General features: G+C 56.0%; 17 protein-coding genes. 6 read left to right on the top strand and 11 right to left on the bottom strand.

Annotated elements, in window-relative coordinates; all coding sequences use genetic code 11:
* Window positions 1–107: 107 nt before the first annotated feature.
* On the bottom strand, window positions 108–2645 hold the full coding sequence (hrpB, locus tag ACNKU7_RS14620) for an ATP-dependent helicase HrpB (protein ID WP_418297736.1): 2538 nt from the start codon (window positions 2643–2645) through the stop codon (window positions 108–110).
* 94 nt (window positions 2646–2739) lie between these two features.
* Between hrpB and ACNKU7_RS14615 the strand changes: the two genes are divergently transcribed.
* From ACNKU7_RS14615 to ACNKU7_RS14605, 3 genes are read left to right on the top strand one after another with little or no spacing between them, the layout of a single operon-like run.
* Window positions 2740–3693, top strand: coding sequence for a hypothetical protein (locus tag ACNKU7_RS14615; RefSeq protein WP_418297735.1), 954 nt, complete (start codon window positions 2740–2742; stop codon window positions 3691–3693).
* A 21-nt stretch (window positions 3694–3714) separates the two neighbouring features.
* On the top strand, window positions 3715–4371 hold the full coding sequence (tmpT, locus tag ACNKU7_RS14610; RefSeq protein ID WP_418297734.1) for a thiopurine S-methyltransferase: 657 nt from the start codon (window positions 3715–3717) through the stop codon (window positions 4369–4371).
* Between the two features lie 55 nt (window positions 4372–4426).
* Window positions 4427–4936 carry a nuclear transport factor 2 family protein gene (locus ACNKU7_RS14605; protein ID WP_418297733.1) on the top strand — a complete coding sequence of 170 codons (510 nt, stop codon included), beginning with the start codon at window positions 4427–4429 and terminating at the stop codon, window positions 4934–4936.
* A gap of 286 nt (window positions 4937–5222) precedes the next feature.
* Here the strand turns inward: ACNKU7_RS14605 and trxC are convergent, their stop codons facing one another.
* The 7 genes from trxC to ACNKU7_RS14570 form a co-directional block, all read right to left on the bottom strand.
* A complete protein-coding gene (gene trxC / locus ACNKU7_RS14600) occupies window positions 5223–5678 on the bottom strand; it encodes a thioredoxin TrxC (protein WP_418297732.1) in 456 nt (151 codons plus the stop codon).
* Between the two features lie 42 nt (window positions 5679–5720).
* On the bottom strand, window positions 5721–6068 hold the full coding sequence (locus ACNKU7_RS14595; RefSeq protein WP_418297731.1) for a GFA family protein: 348 nt from the start codon (window positions 6066–6068) through the stop codon (window positions 5721–5723).
* Window positions 6069–6239: 171 nt separating this feature from the next.
* Entirely contained in the window at window positions 6240–6575 is a 336-nt protein-coding gene (locus ACNKU7_RS14590; RefSeq protein ID WP_418297730.1) for a hypothetical protein, read from the bottom strand.
* Window positions 6576–6705: 130 nt separating this feature from the next.
* Window positions 6706–7290 carry a DJ-1/PfpI family protein gene (locus ACNKU7_RS14585; protein ID WP_418297729.1) on the bottom strand — a complete coding sequence of 195 codons (585 nt, stop codon included), beginning with the start codon at window positions 7288–7290 and terminating at the stop codon, window positions 6706–6708.
* Between the two features lie 84 nt (window positions 7291–7374).
* The gene (locus ACNKU7_RS14580) at window positions 7375–7575 is read right to left on the bottom strand and encodes a hypothetical protein (RefSeq protein ID WP_418297728.1); all 201 of its coding nucleotides are present in this window, start codon (window positions 7573–7575) and stop codon (window positions 7375–7377) included.
* A 164-nt stretch (window positions 7576–7739) separates the two neighbouring features.
* Window positions 7740–9782 carry an extracellular catalytic domain type 1 short-chain-length polyhydroxyalkanoate depolymerase gene (locus ACNKU7_RS14575; RefSeq protein WP_418297727.1) on the bottom strand — a complete coding sequence of 681 codons (2043 nt, stop codon included), beginning with the start codon at window positions 9780–9782 and terminating at the stop codon, window positions 7740–7742.
* A 284-nt stretch (window positions 9783–10066) separates the two neighbouring features.
* Window positions 10067–10291, bottom strand: coding sequence for a tautomerase family protein (locus ACNKU7_RS14570; RefSeq protein ID WP_226661170.1), 225 nt, complete (start codon window positions 10289–10291; stop codon window positions 10067–10069).
* A gap of 182 nt (window positions 10292–10473) precedes the next feature.
* On the opposite strand from ACNKU7_RS14570, the gene ACNKU7_RS14565 reads away from it, so the two are divergent.
* Genes ACNKU7_RS14565 through ACNKU7_RS14555 form a run of 3 tightly spaced genes read left to right on the top strand, consistent with a single transcriptional unit; the run spans window position 10474 to window position 11889 of the window.
* On the top strand, window positions 10474–11157 hold the full coding sequence (locus ACNKU7_RS14565; RefSeq protein ID WP_418297726.1) for a winged helix-turn-helix transcriptional regulator: 684 nt from the start codon (window positions 10474–10476) through the stop codon (window positions 11155–11157).
* Window positions 11069–11449: a T6SS effector amidase Tae4 family protein gene (locus ACNKU7_RS14560; protein WP_418297725.1), complete on the top strand. Its 381-nt coding sequence runs from the start codon at window positions 11069–11071 to the stop codon at window positions 11447–11449. The genes ACNKU7_RS14565 and ACNKU7_RS14560 overlap by 89 nt, the downstream gene beginning before the upstream one ends.
* Complete coding sequence (locus ACNKU7_RS14555) at window positions 11446–11889, top strand: hypothetical protein (protein ID WP_418297724.1); 444 nt, start codon at window positions 11446–11448, stop codon at window positions 11887–11889. Before ACNKU7_RS14560 ends, ACNKU7_RS14555 begins: the two co-directional genes overlap by 4 nt.
* Before the next feature lie 157 nt (window positions 11890–12046).
* Here ACNKU7_RS14555 and ACNKU7_RS14550 read toward each other — a convergent pair whose 3' ends face one another.
* The 3 genes from ACNKU7_RS14550 to ACNKU7_RS14540 form a co-directional block, all read right to left on the bottom strand.
* Complete coding sequence (locus ACNKU7_RS14550) at window positions 12047–12316, bottom strand: hypothetical protein (RefSeq protein ID WP_418297723.1); 270 nt, start codon at window positions 12314–12316, stop codon at window positions 12047–12049.
* 79 nt (window positions 12317–12395) lie between these two features.
* A complete protein-coding gene (locus tag ACNKU7_RS14545; protein WP_418297722.1) occupies window positions 12396–12938 on the bottom strand; it encodes a DUF2846 domain-containing protein in 543 nt (180 codons plus the stop codon).
* Between the two features lie 38 nt (window positions 12939–12976).
* On the bottom strand, window positions 12977–13438 hold the full coding sequence (locus ACNKU7_RS14540) for a hypothetical protein (protein ID WP_418297721.1): 462 nt from the start codon (window positions 13436–13438) through the stop codon (window positions 12977–12979).
* Window positions 13439–13974: the final 536 nt, after the last annotated feature.

Below are 13974 nucleotides of genomic sequence, written 5' to 3'. Positions count from 1 at the left end.
GGGTTCGATACAGGGATTTATCAGCGAGAAATGTGAATCTGGTACCAAGAAACCAGTTTGTTTGTTATCAGAGCAATTTGGTTTCTTCGTACCATTTTTTGATCCGGTTACATGCGCTTCTTGGTTTTACTTGTCGCCTGTGCGGTGGTTGGATCGTCCGGCCAGAAATGCTTCTGGTATTTGATGCGCAATTCTTTTTTTACTTCCTGATAGGTGTTTTTCCAGAAACTGGCGAGATCCCGCGTGACCTGCACCGGACGCTGGGCCGGGGAGAGGAGGTGGATCATCAGCGGGTAGCGGCCATTCAGGATGGACGGGGTTTCCGCCAGTCCGAACATTTCCTGCAGGCGCACCGCTAGTACCGGCGGGGTTTCTGCGTATTGGATGGCTATGCGAGAGCCGCTCGGTACCTGGATATGGCTGGGTGCGAGCTCATCCAATCGCTGCTGGGTGGGCCACTCCAGCTGAGATAGAAGGATCGTATTCAGGTCCAGTTGCTTGAGCTGATCCAGTTTGCTGAAACCACCCAGGTGCGGCAGCAGCCATGCGTCCAGTGACGACAGCAGCGTATGCTCGCTCCAGTCTGGCAGCGCCAGGGTTTCCAGCAAATCAGGGTGGGCTTCTTGCTGGCTGTTTAAAAACTGCACGCGCTCGAGCAGGCTTCCGGCCTCCCGGGTCCAGGGCAGGGAGCGCAGTCCCAGTTGGCGGATGGCGTCCAGCAGGGCACGGCTGATCAGCTCGGGGGATATATCCTTAGCCGGCTTTTCTTCCAGCACCAGTTTTCCAAGGGTCGTTTGCACGCTGGCCACTGCGCGCCCGGCGTTGCTGTCCCAGCGCACGGACTCCGACGTTTCGATAAGGTCGTCAAAATAGCGGCACACCGCATCGCGGCTGATACGGGCCCCGAGCTGGATGCGGGCATCGCGGCCCTGTCCGTCGAGGTCGGCAATCACGATGTAGTCCTGCAGAGCCAGCTCATCGTCGTGCGAAAAGTGGGCGCCGCGCCCGTTCGACAACAGGAAGCGGCGCTCGCGGTCGCGGCGGCTCTGGGCGATTCGGTCTGGATAGGCGAGCCCGAGTAATACCCCGGTGCTGTCGAACTGATCCGGTGCCTCGATGGAATTGTCCCGGCTGCCGGTCAGCTGTGCGCGCCAGATCTTTGCCTGCTGGCGAACCCGCTGGATCGCACCGTGGTCAGCGCGGCTGTTCCTGGCTGTACCCTGTAACACTTCCATGCGCTTGTGTATGTCACGATCCCAGCGCTGTTCTCCGCGGAAGATATCGCGCTCGGACAACAGCGCGGCGAGCAGGGCTGCCGGTTCTTGCAGGCCGAACTCGACGCTCTTCAGCATCATGTGCGCCAGGCGTGGATGCGTGCCGAGGCTGAGCATCCGCGCGCCGTGCCCGGTAATCCGGAGTTGCCGGTCAAGCGCGCCCAATTCGATCAGTAACTCTTGGGCCTGCGCCGTTGGCCCCGGGGGTGGCAGATCCAGCCAGCGCAACTCGCGCACATCGCTGACGCCCCACTGCGCCAGTTCCAGCATCACCGGCGCCAGGTCGCTCAGCAGAATTTCTGCGGTGTTTTTCTTCGCCATGCCGCGCTGGGTGGATTCACTCCATAACCGCAGGCAGTGACCGGCGCTCAAGCGGCCGGCGCGGCCGGCACGCTGGGTGGCGGACGCCTGGGAAATCTGTGTCGTCACCAGCCGGTTCATGCCGGTGTTGGGATCAAAGCGGGATTCCCGCATCAACCCGGAATCCACCACCAGGCGAATGCCCTCAATGGTGAGGGAGGTTTCTGCCACATTGGTGGCGAGGACGATTTTTCTCCGGCCCTGGGGGCAGGGGGCAATGGCCGCATCCTGCTGTTCTTTCTTCAGGTCGCCGTAGAGTGGGGCGATCAGGATATCTGCGCGGCCACCCAGGGATTCGCGCAGGTCACTCTCCACCTGGCGGATTTCGCCCACGCCGGGGAGAAACGCCAGCAGGCTGCCATCCTGCTGATCGATCAGCTCGCAGATTTTGCGGCTCATCAGGGCGGGCAGCTGGCGGGTATCGTCGGGTACCTGCTGGTGGGGCAGGTATTCCACATGCACCGGATAGGCGCGGCCCTCGCTGGTAATTACCGGCGCATCATCGAGCAGGTTGGCAACGGCCTCGGCATCCAGTGTTGCCGACATGACCAGTAGCTTCAGGTCGTCCCGCAAAATTTCCTGTGACTGCAGGCACAGCGCCAGCGCAAGGTCACCCTGCAAATTGCGCTCGTGGAACTCGTCAAAAATCACCAGCGCAGTGTCGGTAAGCTCTGGATCCGACTGTAGCAGCCGGGTCAGGATGCCTTCAGTTACGACCAGAATGCGGGTGTCGCCACTGGATTTGCGTTCCGCGCGGATCTGATAGCCCACGGTTTTGCCGACTGGCTCCCCGAGCAAATCGGCCATGCGCGCCGCTGCAGAGCGGGCCGCCAGGCGCCTTGGCTCCAGCATGATGATCTTGCGGCCGTCCAGCCAGGGCGCGTTGAGCAGGGCGAGAGGCACAGCCGTGGTCTTGCCGGCGCCGGGAGGGGCCTGCAGAACCGCGTTGCTGTGAGTGTTGAGGGTGTCCAGCAGGGCTGGCAGCACTTCGTATATGGGTAACTCTGACATGGCGGCGATTATAGCGATATCGACTTCCTGGGGTAGGATGGCGTCACCGCAGTACCCCGATAGTGCGCTGCGTCGTCAAGGTAAAAGGATGTTTATGGAAATATTGAAATGGATTGGTATCGGCTTCGGTATCTGTGGCGCGGCCATGTTTCTATTTTTTGTGTTTGTTTTTCTGCGGATGATTTTTGACCCGCAGATTACCGAGCTGACGGCGCTGAGGGACAAAGCCATGCGCCCGCTACTGCCCGGCGTGGCGGTCACTGAGATACCCCATCAACGGCCGCCCCTTGAGCGGGAGCACAACCCGGGCGCGGGGAGTGTCCCCGACGCTGAGGAATGGCTGCTCACCCCTGAGGGGCAGCTGCAGCAGGGTGAGCGGGTGTTTGATCATGATCCCCGCCGCCCGGTGCAGGTTCTGGCAGGGGCTGGCGCCGAGGTGGACAAGATCCTGTACGATGGCCGGATATTCGTACGCGATGGTTACAAGCCCGGGCAGGAGCTTGCCGATTTTTCCAGCGGCCCCTTTACCGGGTTCCGTCATGTGGGCGGGATAAACTCGGAGTGGTTTCTGATTGCCGGTGACCGCGTCGAGCGACCTTACGGCAACACCGCACTATGGCAGGTGTCGCACAGAGACTACCGCTACACGCTGCTGGAAAAAAATCTGTACTTTACCCACGACAGGCCGCCAAAAACCTTCACGCCAGCTGGATTTGATGGCGTTCTGGTGGCCATATATGTCGATCATCTCAGTTACGGATTTGGCGGTCTGAGCAGCGCACCGAGATACTCGGTGCTGCGGGCCTATACACCCCGCAACCCTGACGGCATAAACCTGCTTCGCCTGTCGCTTAAGGCAGGAACCATTGTCGACGTGGAATGGCGGGATGGCGCTTTGCTGGTGACTGCGGATCCCAGCAGACCGAGGTCGCCCCGGCGCAGTCTTCCGCCAAGACTCTGGTCGGTAACGCTTCCGGATTCCCAGGCTGGCAATCGCGAAGTGTCGGGTTCGTCGCGGGAAGTTGCCACGGGGCATGTGCAGATTTAAATGAGTAGGAATTGAACACCCATGGAAAAATCCTTCTGGCTGCAAAAGTGGCAGAAAAACGAAATCGGCTTTCACAACCCGGAGGCGCATCCGCTGTTGGTTGAGCATTTCCCGCTGCTGGAACTGCCGCCGGGTGCGCGTCTGTTTCTGCCACTGTGTGGCAAAACCCTGGACATTCACTGGTTGCTGGCCCAGGGCTACCGTGTTGCCGGAGCCGAATTAAGCGAAATGGCGGTGCAGCAGCTTTTCGAAGAATTGGCGCTCACACCAGAAGTTACCGAAGAGGGGGCCCTGAAGCATTACCGTAGCGAGGGGCTGGATATCTTCGTTGGCGATATCTTCCAGTTGCGCCACGAGACACTGGGTCCTGTTGACGCTATTTATGATCGCGCCGCACTCGTCGCCCTGCCGCAGCCCATGCGGCAGCAGTATGCCGTGCATTTGCAGGAGCTGACAGGCACTACGCCGCAGTTGCTCATCTCCTTCGACTACGACCAGAGCCAGCTGCCGGGGCCGCCGTTCTGTGTCGATGACGAGGAAGTGCAGCGGCTGTATGGCGCCGGTTACGTATTGCAACTGGTGGATGCGGTCGATGTGGCAGGGGGGCTGAAAGGCAAGGTCGCGGCGCTGGAAAAAGTCTGGCATCTGCAGCCGGGCACCGGCGAGGGTAACGGCTGAACAAGATCCGTAGCTCGGCGAGTTTCACAACTGTTGCACATCAAAAGGGGAATCTATGAAAGGCGATGCAAAATCCCGGGTAATGGGGCTTGTTCTGTTCATGGCAGGTTTGCTGCTGACTGGTCCGGCATTGGCTGCAGCCGATGCCGGTGAGCAAAAGCAACAGTCGGCGATTGCCGCGCAACTGGATGGGTTTCACCAGGCTGCCGCCAATGCCGATTTTGAGGATTACTTTAAGCGCTTCAGTAAAGATGGCGTTTTTCTCGGTACCGATGCGACAGAGCGCTGGGACGTCGATGCGTTCAAGGCGTTCACCAGGCCTTATTTCAGCCAGGGCAAAGGCTGGACCTATGTGCCCCGGAATCGAACGATCGTGGTGCACGGTGATGTCGCCTGGTTCGATGAGCTGCTGGATAACGAAGCGTATGGCGAATGCCGTGGCACCGGCGTGCTGGTCAGGGAAGGCGGGCAGTGGAAGATCGCCCAGTACAACCTGCATTTCCCGGTGCCGAATGCGTTGGCCAGGTCGATTACCAAAATGATCAAGGATTCCCGGGCCGAATAAGGCCAGGGATTTGCGGGCCGACTTTCACCTGACTTTATGAACAGTGACCAGTGTTCCTCGGTGATCAACTGGCGTACTTTGTTGGCCGACAGGCGCCGAATGGGCTTCAAATCGGTACTTGAACGCCCGACGACGCGCAGTTCCCGCCAAGGATATACCGACAGCTCCACCGGGAAATCGGAATCCAGGTGGATATGCTGGTATTCCCCATTACCGCTATCTTCTGTCTTGTCCGAGAACTGGTAGGCGGCCGGAGCACCAGTCCTCCCCGGACTGGTGTTGCTGCCTAGTGTGGAATGCTGGCCAGCTGCTGGTTTACCCATTGCACAAACTGCGGCTTGGGCAGGGCGCCAGACAAGCGCGCTACCTCGCGGCCACGGTGAAATACCATCAACGTGGGAATGGAGCGTATCTGGAAGGCCGCCGCGGTTTGCTGGTTTGCCTCTGTATCCAGTTTGAGGAAAACGGCCTGGGTGGGTATCTCACCAGCCACCTGGCTGAACACCGGGGCAAACTGCTGGCAGGGCCCGCACCAGCTGGCCCAGAAGTCCACCACCACGGGCAGGTCGCTCTTGTCGATAAAGCGGCGGAAATTGGCGTCGGTAGCGTTGATCGGCTGGCCGCTGATCAACGGCACGCGGCACTTGCCGCAAAGGGGGCCATCGCCCAGCCTCTGCCGCGGCACGCGGTTTGGCGTGGTGCAGGATGGGCACAGGATCTGGGTCAGTTGTGCATCAGCCATCGGGAGTCTCCTAAAGCGGGCAGGGTAAGATTGTGTACCAGCCTAGAACGAAGCACCATCCACCTGTCGGACTTTTAACGTTGCCAGTAATTCGGGATCCGCCATCCGGGCATTGACGGCAACACGCTTAACCGGACACTTCTCCGTGGTGATGTAGTGGGTCACGCAGCCGCAGTGATGGCAGCGATGGTGCTCTATATCCCGGTCGCCCCAGATGTAAACGCTCTTTTCCGTATCCTTATAGTGAATGTTGACCTCGCCGGGAGCGTAATAGGCCCAAAGCCCGGCATACCTCCGGCACAGGGAGCAATTGCAGCTGGTCACCTCAGTCGGCAACTCTGCTACTTCAATGCTGATGTTACCGCAGTGGCAACGGCCGAAAGTTTTCATTTGTGCGTCATTTGGGTTGAAGGATTGCATAGGTGCCCACCGCATGGGCCATGTAAATAACAGAGTTCGCCCGTGGAAAATTTCGCGTAAAAAATCTGTCATTTCTTCTTCGATACCATAACTTCTCTGTACCGCTACTTGGCTTTTGTACCGGCCGCATGCCAAATGGTTTCAGTCTGAAATCCGGGTGAGACGCACGTTATCCACCACCATCTGCCATTCACCGTCAATCTGTTGTGGCGGTTCGCTCACGTCGAAGGTAGAGCTTATTGGGCCAATACCGACGATAAAGTCATCGCCCTGAAATTCCTTGATCGGGCCATTAATGGATCGGGAGCTATTACCTTTGCTGATACTGTAATTCACACTGCCTTCAAGCGAGATGTACAGTTCCATCTGCCCGCCACGCCACATGCCAGAGTAATGCAGCTTCTCCGGTGGCAGTGGCTCGCTGCAGGCGGATAGTAGTGTGGATACCAGCAAGGCTAGTCCAAGTTTTGGTTTCATCTATTCCCTCATTAATGCGTGCCACGGGTTTTGCTGGCTGATCCCATGTCCAGCCATTTTCGAGCAAGTTAGTTTATGCTCGACAAAGAGCCGAGATCTACTGGTTGAAGCACCAGATTGTCTGGGGCTGCTACGAATTTTTTCGCCAGGCAAATTCCATTTGCCGGGCTGTTTTATTGGCCAGTTCTGACCCGGCTAACCTGGAAACTAAATGCAGGCTCATATCAATGCCGGCGGAAATACCGCCCGACGTTATGAGTTTTCCTTCATCCACCCAGCGCACGGATTCCATGACTGTAAGATCCGGGTGGGCACGTGCGAGATCAGGGATGTCTTCCCAGTGGGTGGTTACCTTGAGGCCCGATAGCAGCCCCGCTTTGGCCAGAATGAATGCGCCGGTGCACACGGACGCTACCATGTCGGCCTTTTCCGATGTGGCGGCCACCCAATCGATTACTTCGGGTTTAGCGAGCTCGCCGGTGTGGACGCCACCCACCACAATCAATACGTCGATTTTTGGGTGACTACTGAAATCGTAGTGGGGGTTAACACTAAAGCCGCCTCTGGCAGCGACCGGCGTACTATGTTCGGCCACAAGGAACACATCGAATTGCTCTTCCGCACTGGCAAGGCGGTTAGCGGTTGAAAACACCTCAAAAGGGCCAGAAAAATCCAGCACCTCGGCATTTTCATATATATAAATACCTACATTCATTCTGCTAGTCCTCAGATTTCCGCGCTACTTGGCTCAACGGGCCACGTGCCGGCCGGTTGGGTCAGAAACGCCATGCTGGCGGATTCAGGCTGTTGGTTTGTGACCCAGCACACGTGCCGGCAACATGAGCACCGCTCGCAGGAATGCAAACAGAGCCTCGAAGGTGATGCCGATCAGGCGAAACGGCAGCGACAGGAGCCAGATGAATGGCCACAGCAGAAGTGCCAGCAGCGCAAGTGGCCAGCACAGGACGAACAGTATTAGCCAGAGAAGGAATTTGAGCATCGAGTGTCCTTGTCCGAAACAGTGATGGTGCGAAATTAGCCGTGGAGGCGTTTCGCACCTGGTGTTTGCCGCCCGTACCCTCGCGTGAGCGAGGGCAGGGTGGCGGACAGTCTACGACCGATTCGGATTTACTGCACTCTTAACAAAAGACAGCTGGAGTCGGTTCAGGGACAGCTTCCCTTCACATAGTAACCAGCGGCTGTTTCGGCCAATGTGGTGGTCACAAACACATTGTACAAACCGAGGTTGTCACCGGAGCCGACCGCATAGGTGTAGCTGCCGTTGGTGGTCGCACGGCCGGCCTGCACGTGGTTATAGTTATTGGCTGTGTACTCGGTGCAGGTCAGGTCGCCATCAGGCGTGCTGTCACAGGCGTTGCCAATGCCATCGCCATCGTTGTCTGCCTGGCTGGCATTGGCGGTGTTCGGGCAGTTGTCCAGTGCGTCATCAATACCGTCGCCATCGGTGTCGGTAATCGGCTCGCCGCCACTGCCGCTGCCAGAGGCGCAGGCCTGTACCGGGCCGGCGCAGCTGCTGTTGCCGTCGGCAACCCACTGGCAGTCGCTGCCGGACGGATACTCACGCATGGTGAACGGGCTGGTGCCGAAAGCCAGGTAACAGGCCGAATAGCCCACGCCCCAGGTGATATGGCCGGCGCTGATATGGAAGTTGTAGTCGCCGGTCTGGCCTGCATCGATGGTGAAGGTGACACTGGTCTGGCTGGAGAGTGAGGTGGTGTCGGTGGCGGTAACCGTTGCCGTGTTTTCGCCACCCGGCAGGTTGCAGCCCTGCGCGGAATAGTTGCTGCCGTTAACGCTCGCGGTCACATTGCCGCTGGCAAACGCCACTATCACAGAATCCAGGTTCTGGTTGGCATCCACCACAGTGCCGGTAACCGTCGCGCACTGGCCGCTGACGTTGGCCGCGGTATCACTCAGCACCGGTGCTGTTGCCGGCGGCTCCGGGCCGACGCGGGTGGTGATGCTGGCGGCATCGCCTTCTGCGCCTTCATTATCAGTGGCAACTGCAGTGATTTCGTACAGGCCATCGGCCAGGGTCGAGCTGGTCACGCTGAAGAATCCGGCGGCATCCACTGACTGCACACTCAGGGTTTCCGTCACCACCGGCGTGCCGCCATCAATATTGCTGATGGTGAGGGTGACGTTCGCCACGCTGCCTTCAGCATCCACTGTGTTGCCACTGATCGTCAGCAGACTGCTGCTTTCGCTGGCGGCAAGGTTGCTGATCTCCGGCCCGACATTGCGGTCGACGCGCTTGTTGTTGGCCGCGAAGTACTGGCCGAGGTAGGAGGCATAATTGATGCTGGCGGCGGAGATGTAACCGCCGGAGGCGCCTTCACCACCGGACCAGGCATGGCCGACATCGTTCAGCCTTAGCATGGAAACCCGGCCGTCGTCCCACAGAGTTTCCTCCGCAGTGCGGGCGCTGCCTTCGCTGATGGTGTTGGTGCCGCTCAGTTTGGCCACGCCGTACACCCCGGCCATGCCATCGGCGTTCTGCTGGTTGTAGCACTGGTTCACCGTGGTATCGGCATCGCCCTGGGCGATGGATGCGATCTGGGTGGCGAAGCTGCTTGAGTAGCTGCCCGCATAGGTATTGCAGCGTGTGGTCACGTCCGCCGCTTCACAGGGGCCGAGGGCACCGTTGGAGCTGGTGCCGATACTCGGGCCGGCGGCCACGCCCATGCCCGCAAACACGTCCGGTGCGAGGCAGGCGGTGGTGTTGGCAAAGGCGGCACCGGAAGACAGGCCGGCGATATACACCTGGTCCGGGTCGATATTGCGGCTGGTATCACCGCTCATGGTATTGGCCAGCGTGATCAGGTTTTTGTAGTCGCCTGCCGTGCGCGACTTGGTGCCTTGCCAGTAAGACCAGCAGCTGAACCCGGCCTTGTTCATGGCATCCGGCACCGCCACCACCATGCCGTACTGCTCGGCGGCATCTTCCAGGTTTGCCGTGAGGTAATTGTTGATTGGCTGCGAGCACCCGTGCAGCACGATCAGCAGCGCCTTGCCGTTGCCGATGGGTGATACCGAATCCGGCGTATACACATGCACCGCACTGAACCCGCCGATGGACTGGCTCTGCTGCCAGCTGCCCGCGCTGGCAGCTGTGGCAAAGAGCCCGGATAGAAAATACAGAAACAGGGTAACGACACCCTTGCTGGGTGTTCTGATATCGTTCATCGCTAGTACCTTCATTATTTGAATTATGTTTGCACTGCACAAACGATATAAGCGCGGGGGCTTAAGCAAGCTGCGCCGACGACGTTTGCCTTTCAAGCTTATTGGCGGGCAGGGCGGAGGCCACTAGACCAAGGTTGTAGAGTGACGCCTAAAGTGCCGGATGGTTCGCAGTTTGGCGTTTGGCTTATCTCGCGATGGATCGGGGCACGAGCGAGCAGGTGGGGTGAGGTTGGAACAAAGTCAGGAAAGCCGGCGGGTACCGGCCTTCCTCTGTCGGGAGTGGGTTACAGCGCGCCCTCCCGTTGCAGCTTGTGCACCATGGGGGCCGTCAGTGCGGTGCCGCCGATTCCCCACTGGCCTTCCGGTACCTCTTCGATTTTTACCCAGGTGACCGAGCGCATGTGTTCACCTTCAATGGCGACCATGGTATCGGTGAGGCGGGTGATGATCTCGGCTTTCTCTTCCTGGCTGAATACGTTTTCGATCAGGTTTACAGTAATCAATGGCATGATAATTCTCCTAAGTCCGTGTTTGATAAGTAACCAGAACACTGTGCTCTGATGGGAGTAGATTACTGAGGCCGGCTTGATTAGGATGCTTCGCGGAATGTAGCAATTCACTACGTTTTCTGTAGTAACCAACTACAAATCAAAAACTACAGCCAGGAAGGCGTCAAATAGCGGAGCACACCATGGAATACGGTCAATTCTGCCCCATAGCCAAAGCAATGGATCTGCTCGGCGAGCGCTGGACAATGCTGATCCTGCGCGAGCTGCATATGGGCGGCACGCGGTTCAGCGAATTGCAGCGCGGCCTGCCTCTCATCTCTCCCACCATCCTCACCAAACGTCTCAAAGAGCTGTACGACGCCGAGCTGATCCTGCGCAAGAAGATTCCCGGGCAGCGGGGCAATGAATACTTCCTCACTCAGGCCGGCAAGGAAACACTGCCGGTGCTGCAGTTGGTGGGTGAGTGGGGCATGCGCTGGGCCCGTGGTGACATCCGCGACAGCGACCTCGATGTGGAACTGCTGATGCTCTACCTCCAGCGCAGCCTCAAAACCGATATGCTGCCGGGCGATCAGTCCGTCATCCAGTTCCGCTTCACCGATCTGGACAAGCTGCACAGCTGGTGGCTGATGGTCAAAGGCTGCAACGTGGATATCTGCCTCGAAGACCCCGGGCAGGACGTCGATGTATACATCACCACAGACCTGCGCACCATGGTGAACTGCTGGATGGGTGATGAAAGCTATCGTGATGCCATAGCGGATAACCGCATGAAACTTGTGGGGCCGTCAGCGCTTACGCGCAATATCCAGAGCTGGATTTCGGATAGTATTTTTGCGGGGATTCCTTCGGCGAGGCAGATTTAGATTCGAAGCATTACTGACCAGTATACCGACAAAATATCTCGCTATTCCCGCAGCCCACGAATTAGCAACCTGGATGAAGGCGAACAAAGCGATTTTTGGGCATCCGAATATTTTTCAAAACAGTGATATTGCCGAAAGATATGTGATCAAAGGTAAGAAAGGTGTGGTTTACATAAACAACGGCTGGGGATCGACTGATCATATAGATCTGTGGGATGGCAAAAGGTTAAAGGCAGGCTCCGTCAGTTACCTAGATAGGGGCAACCAATTGTGGTTTTGGGAGGCGAAATGAATAAGGTTCTGACGCTGATTTCACTGGCCGCAGCGTTACCTTTTGCGGCCTGCGGTACAACTACCGATGACGATTTAAGCATCGATAATTCGAGCAACGTATGCGTCGTACAGTATGCGGATGAAAGGGTATCGACAAACCTGGAGCCACCGTGCATTTTTGTCAAGGACAAGAATGGAAAAATCCGATCACATACATACCACCAGGCGAGGGCCACGGTTTTCATAATTATGGGGAAACCCGAAGGCTCTACGTCGGAATGCTCTTACCAGTCTCAGTGGTTTGTGCTCGGGGATGAAATGGTTGTACCAGACCATATACGTGATGTTGAAGTATGCGCTACTAGCGGTGGCGATGAAATCGCCTATCGAGATGTGTTTCACTATATCCCCGGCGGATTGGAGATATTAAAATCTATGCCCGCTGGGGAGTACGATTAAATGTCCTCTGAGAACGCTCGATGGGCTTGCGAGTAGCAGCACTTGCAAGGATCAGTTTGCATTGTGCGCGAAGCGACCGAGCAAAACGCGCATATGCTAAGACGTCCCGCGGAGGTCCGAAGGGCCGGAGCTTCACTGCCCATGATTGTTAAGTGTTTTATAGCCGATGCCCCGCGAGGTGCTGGCCGTCAACTTTCAGCTGAATCTTGACCGTGAGCAAAGCAACAGCGAATACCTCTACTAGCCGGCTGACACCACCAACAACAATTTCTTTCCGTATTAACGGACTGTCTTTGCTCACAGAGAATATTTGGTTATTTACACCAATCATTTTTTCCCCGTGAAACAATCGAATACCGCTAAACCACGTATTTTCTACGATTAGGCGCTCGCCTTCCAACTCTCCAATTACTGTCTTTTTCGGCATACTTCTAGTTCCCTCTTGAATTCTTTAGGTAGCTCGGACACTTAACGCCCAGCGTTGGCTGTCGCTCTGCCGCTGCTTGTTAGATTTTTTTCGTGAGTTGAAAACCAACAGCCAAACGCAACTTTTGAAGCTCCATGAGTGCATGCTGTTTATGCACGAAACCAATTAAATGATCCGCATCTAATAATCCACCTTCATGGAGACCGCTAAATACCTCACTCTGCTTTTTATGGAGAAAATAGTCTGATTGCTTCGAACCACCAAGAGGAAGTGATTTGAAATAGCCGAGAAAATACTCTTTTCCGGGTTCGATATTATAAGTTGTCTCCAAATACGGACCTCCGCCCATCCAATTCTTAACAATTTGAACACCAAAAGAATGCTCTCCTGGAGAGAGCTCAACCGTGGTGTAAGTACCATTGGCTAGAACAGCTGCTACCTCTCCATCTATGAACATATTGTATTCTCGGGCACTACCTACAAATGCAGCTGGCCTAAACAGGTAAACAATAGCTTTTTCTCTGGGAACCTCTTCTTGCCCAGAATACATCGCACCCTTTATTACAGTAGGGCTTGCGCAGGATACCAAGATTAAACACACAAATAATATTATTGTTCTCATGGCTTCTCCAAATCTAACGCCCAAAGCAGCGGCGCGCGCTAGCGCGTCCAGCCCGCAGGGCGATGCTGCCTTTGCTTGTTATGTGATTTTACTGCGATATACCAAAATACCGTTGCCACGAGTAACGAGGATATAGCATACGAGAAATAGCCTGTTTCTCGGAGCTGGCTTGGCATAGAGCTACCTATTAATTGAATGTATTGGTACAGCAAGCCGATACTTACACCGAGCAAAATGTAAACTGACCAATGTGTGATATTGAGTTTTCTCAGGACTAGATGAACTGGAACGCCGCAAACCAACACTAATAAATACGAAGTACCCACAAAGCCAAAGACAAACATTGCAAGAACGAATAGTAGCCCGGGAATTTGCGATAACATTTGTTGGAAATGGTCAGGCTCCATTTCTAGCAGGTAACTGCCAAAAGCAAACACAACCACGAGCAATGATGCCCATGGCGCAATCAGTGTTGCCTTGACGGTACTCTCGATATTCATAGATTCACATAACGCCGCCGGCAGGGGCAGCTTACCTTGTGCGCGTTTTGCGCAAAAATGGGCGCGCAGCGACCTGCGCAAATGTGCACAAGGTAAGCTGTCCCGCGGAGGGCCGAAGACCCGGAGCAACCTGCTCGGCTTTGTTATGAGTTTTACTCCCGGATTTTGGATACACCCGCTGGATCTCTACCACATGACCTCAACCATTCTGACATTTCCTCTAATGAAAATGACTCATTGGTGTGCTTGCCCTCTTGAACTCCATTAACGGTATACCATGTAGAACCGTGCAATTCCTCTATACCATTAATGATTAAGCAATCTCGCTCGAATGATGCTCTAAATTCTTTAGCAGACAGCCAATGCTCTTTTGGGGGAGATGAACAGGCCAACATCTGCACTCCGAGCAAGAGCATACATATTATTTTCTTTATCAATGCACTTTTGCCTATTGAGACTCTGGTCTTACCCACAAAAAGTAGACACTATAACTATGCGCATTTGCGCTCATACTCTGCTGGACTTGTGTAACCCAG

Source organism: Microbulbifer weihaiensis (assembly GCF_048323715.1).
In the GTDB taxonomy this organism is placed as follows: domain Bacteria; phylum Pseudomonadota; class Gammaproteobacteria; order Pseudomonadales; family Cellvibrionaceae; genus Microbulbifer.
Note: the sequence above shows the minus strand (reverse complement) of the source record. Positions and strands in the feature narration are given on the sequence as shown.

Coding starts and splice junctions, on each gene's coding strand:
- ACNKU7_RS14555 (WP_418297724.1), top strand. CDS start 11,446: ATGAATAAGGTTCTGACGCTGATTTCACTGGCCGCAGCGTTACCTTTT.
- hrpB (WP_418297736.1), bottom strand. CDS start 2,645: ATGTCAGAGTTACCCATATACGAAGTGCTGCCAGCCCTGCTGGACACC.
- ACNKU7_RS14580 (WP_418297728.1), bottom strand. CDS start 7,575: ATGCTCAAATTCCTTCTCTGGCTAATACTGTTCGTCCTGTGCTGGCCA.
- ACNKU7_RS14575 (WP_418297727.1), bottom strand. CDS start 9,782: ATGAACGATATCAGAACACCCAGCAAGGGTGTCGTTACCCTGTTTCTG.
- ACNKU7_RS14550 (WP_418297723.1), bottom strand. CDS start 12,316: ATGCCGAAAAAGACAGTAATTGGAGAGTTGGAAGGCGAGCGCCTAATC.
- ACNKU7_RS14595 (WP_418297731.1), bottom strand. CDS start 6,068: ATGAAAACTTTCGGCCGTTGCCACTGCGGTAACATCAGCATTGAAGTA.
- ACNKU7_RS14540 (WP_418297721.1), bottom strand. CDS start 13,438: ATGAATATCGAGAGTACCGTCAAGGCAACACTGATTGCGCCATGGGCA.
- ACNKU7_RS14590 (WP_418297730.1), bottom strand. CDS start 6,575: ATGAAACCAAAACTTGGACTAGCCTTGCTGGTATCCACACTACTATCC.
- ACNKU7_RS14565 (WP_418297726.1), top strand. CDS start 10,474: ATGGAATACGGTCAATTCTGCCCCATAGCCAAAGCAATGGATCTGCTC.
- ACNKU7_RS14615 (WP_418297735.1), top strand. CDS start 2,740: ATGGAAATATTGAAATGGATTGGTATCGGCTTCGGTATCTGTGGCGCG.
- tmpT (WP_418297734.1), top strand. CDS start 3,715: ATGGAAAAATCCTTCTGGCTGCAAAAGTGGCAGAAAAACGAAATCGGC.
- ACNKU7_RS14605 (WP_418297733.1), top strand. CDS start 4,427: ATGAAAGGCGATGCAAAATCCCGGGTAATGGGGCTTGTTCTGTTCATG.
- ACNKU7_RS14585 (WP_418297729.1), bottom strand. CDS start 7,290: ATGAATGTAGGTATTTATATATATGAAAATGCCGAGGTGCTGGATTTT.
- trxC (WP_418297732.1), bottom strand. CDS start 5,678: ATGGCTGATGCACAACTGACCCAGATCCTGTGCCCATCCTGCACCACG.
- ACNKU7_RS14570 (WP_226661170.1), bottom strand. CDS start 10,291: ATGCCATTGATTACTGTAAACCTGATCGAAAACGTATTCAGCCAGGAA.
- ACNKU7_RS14545 (WP_418297722.1), bottom strand. CDS start 12,938: ATGAGAACAATAATATTATTTGTGTGTTTAATCTTGGTATCCTGCGCA.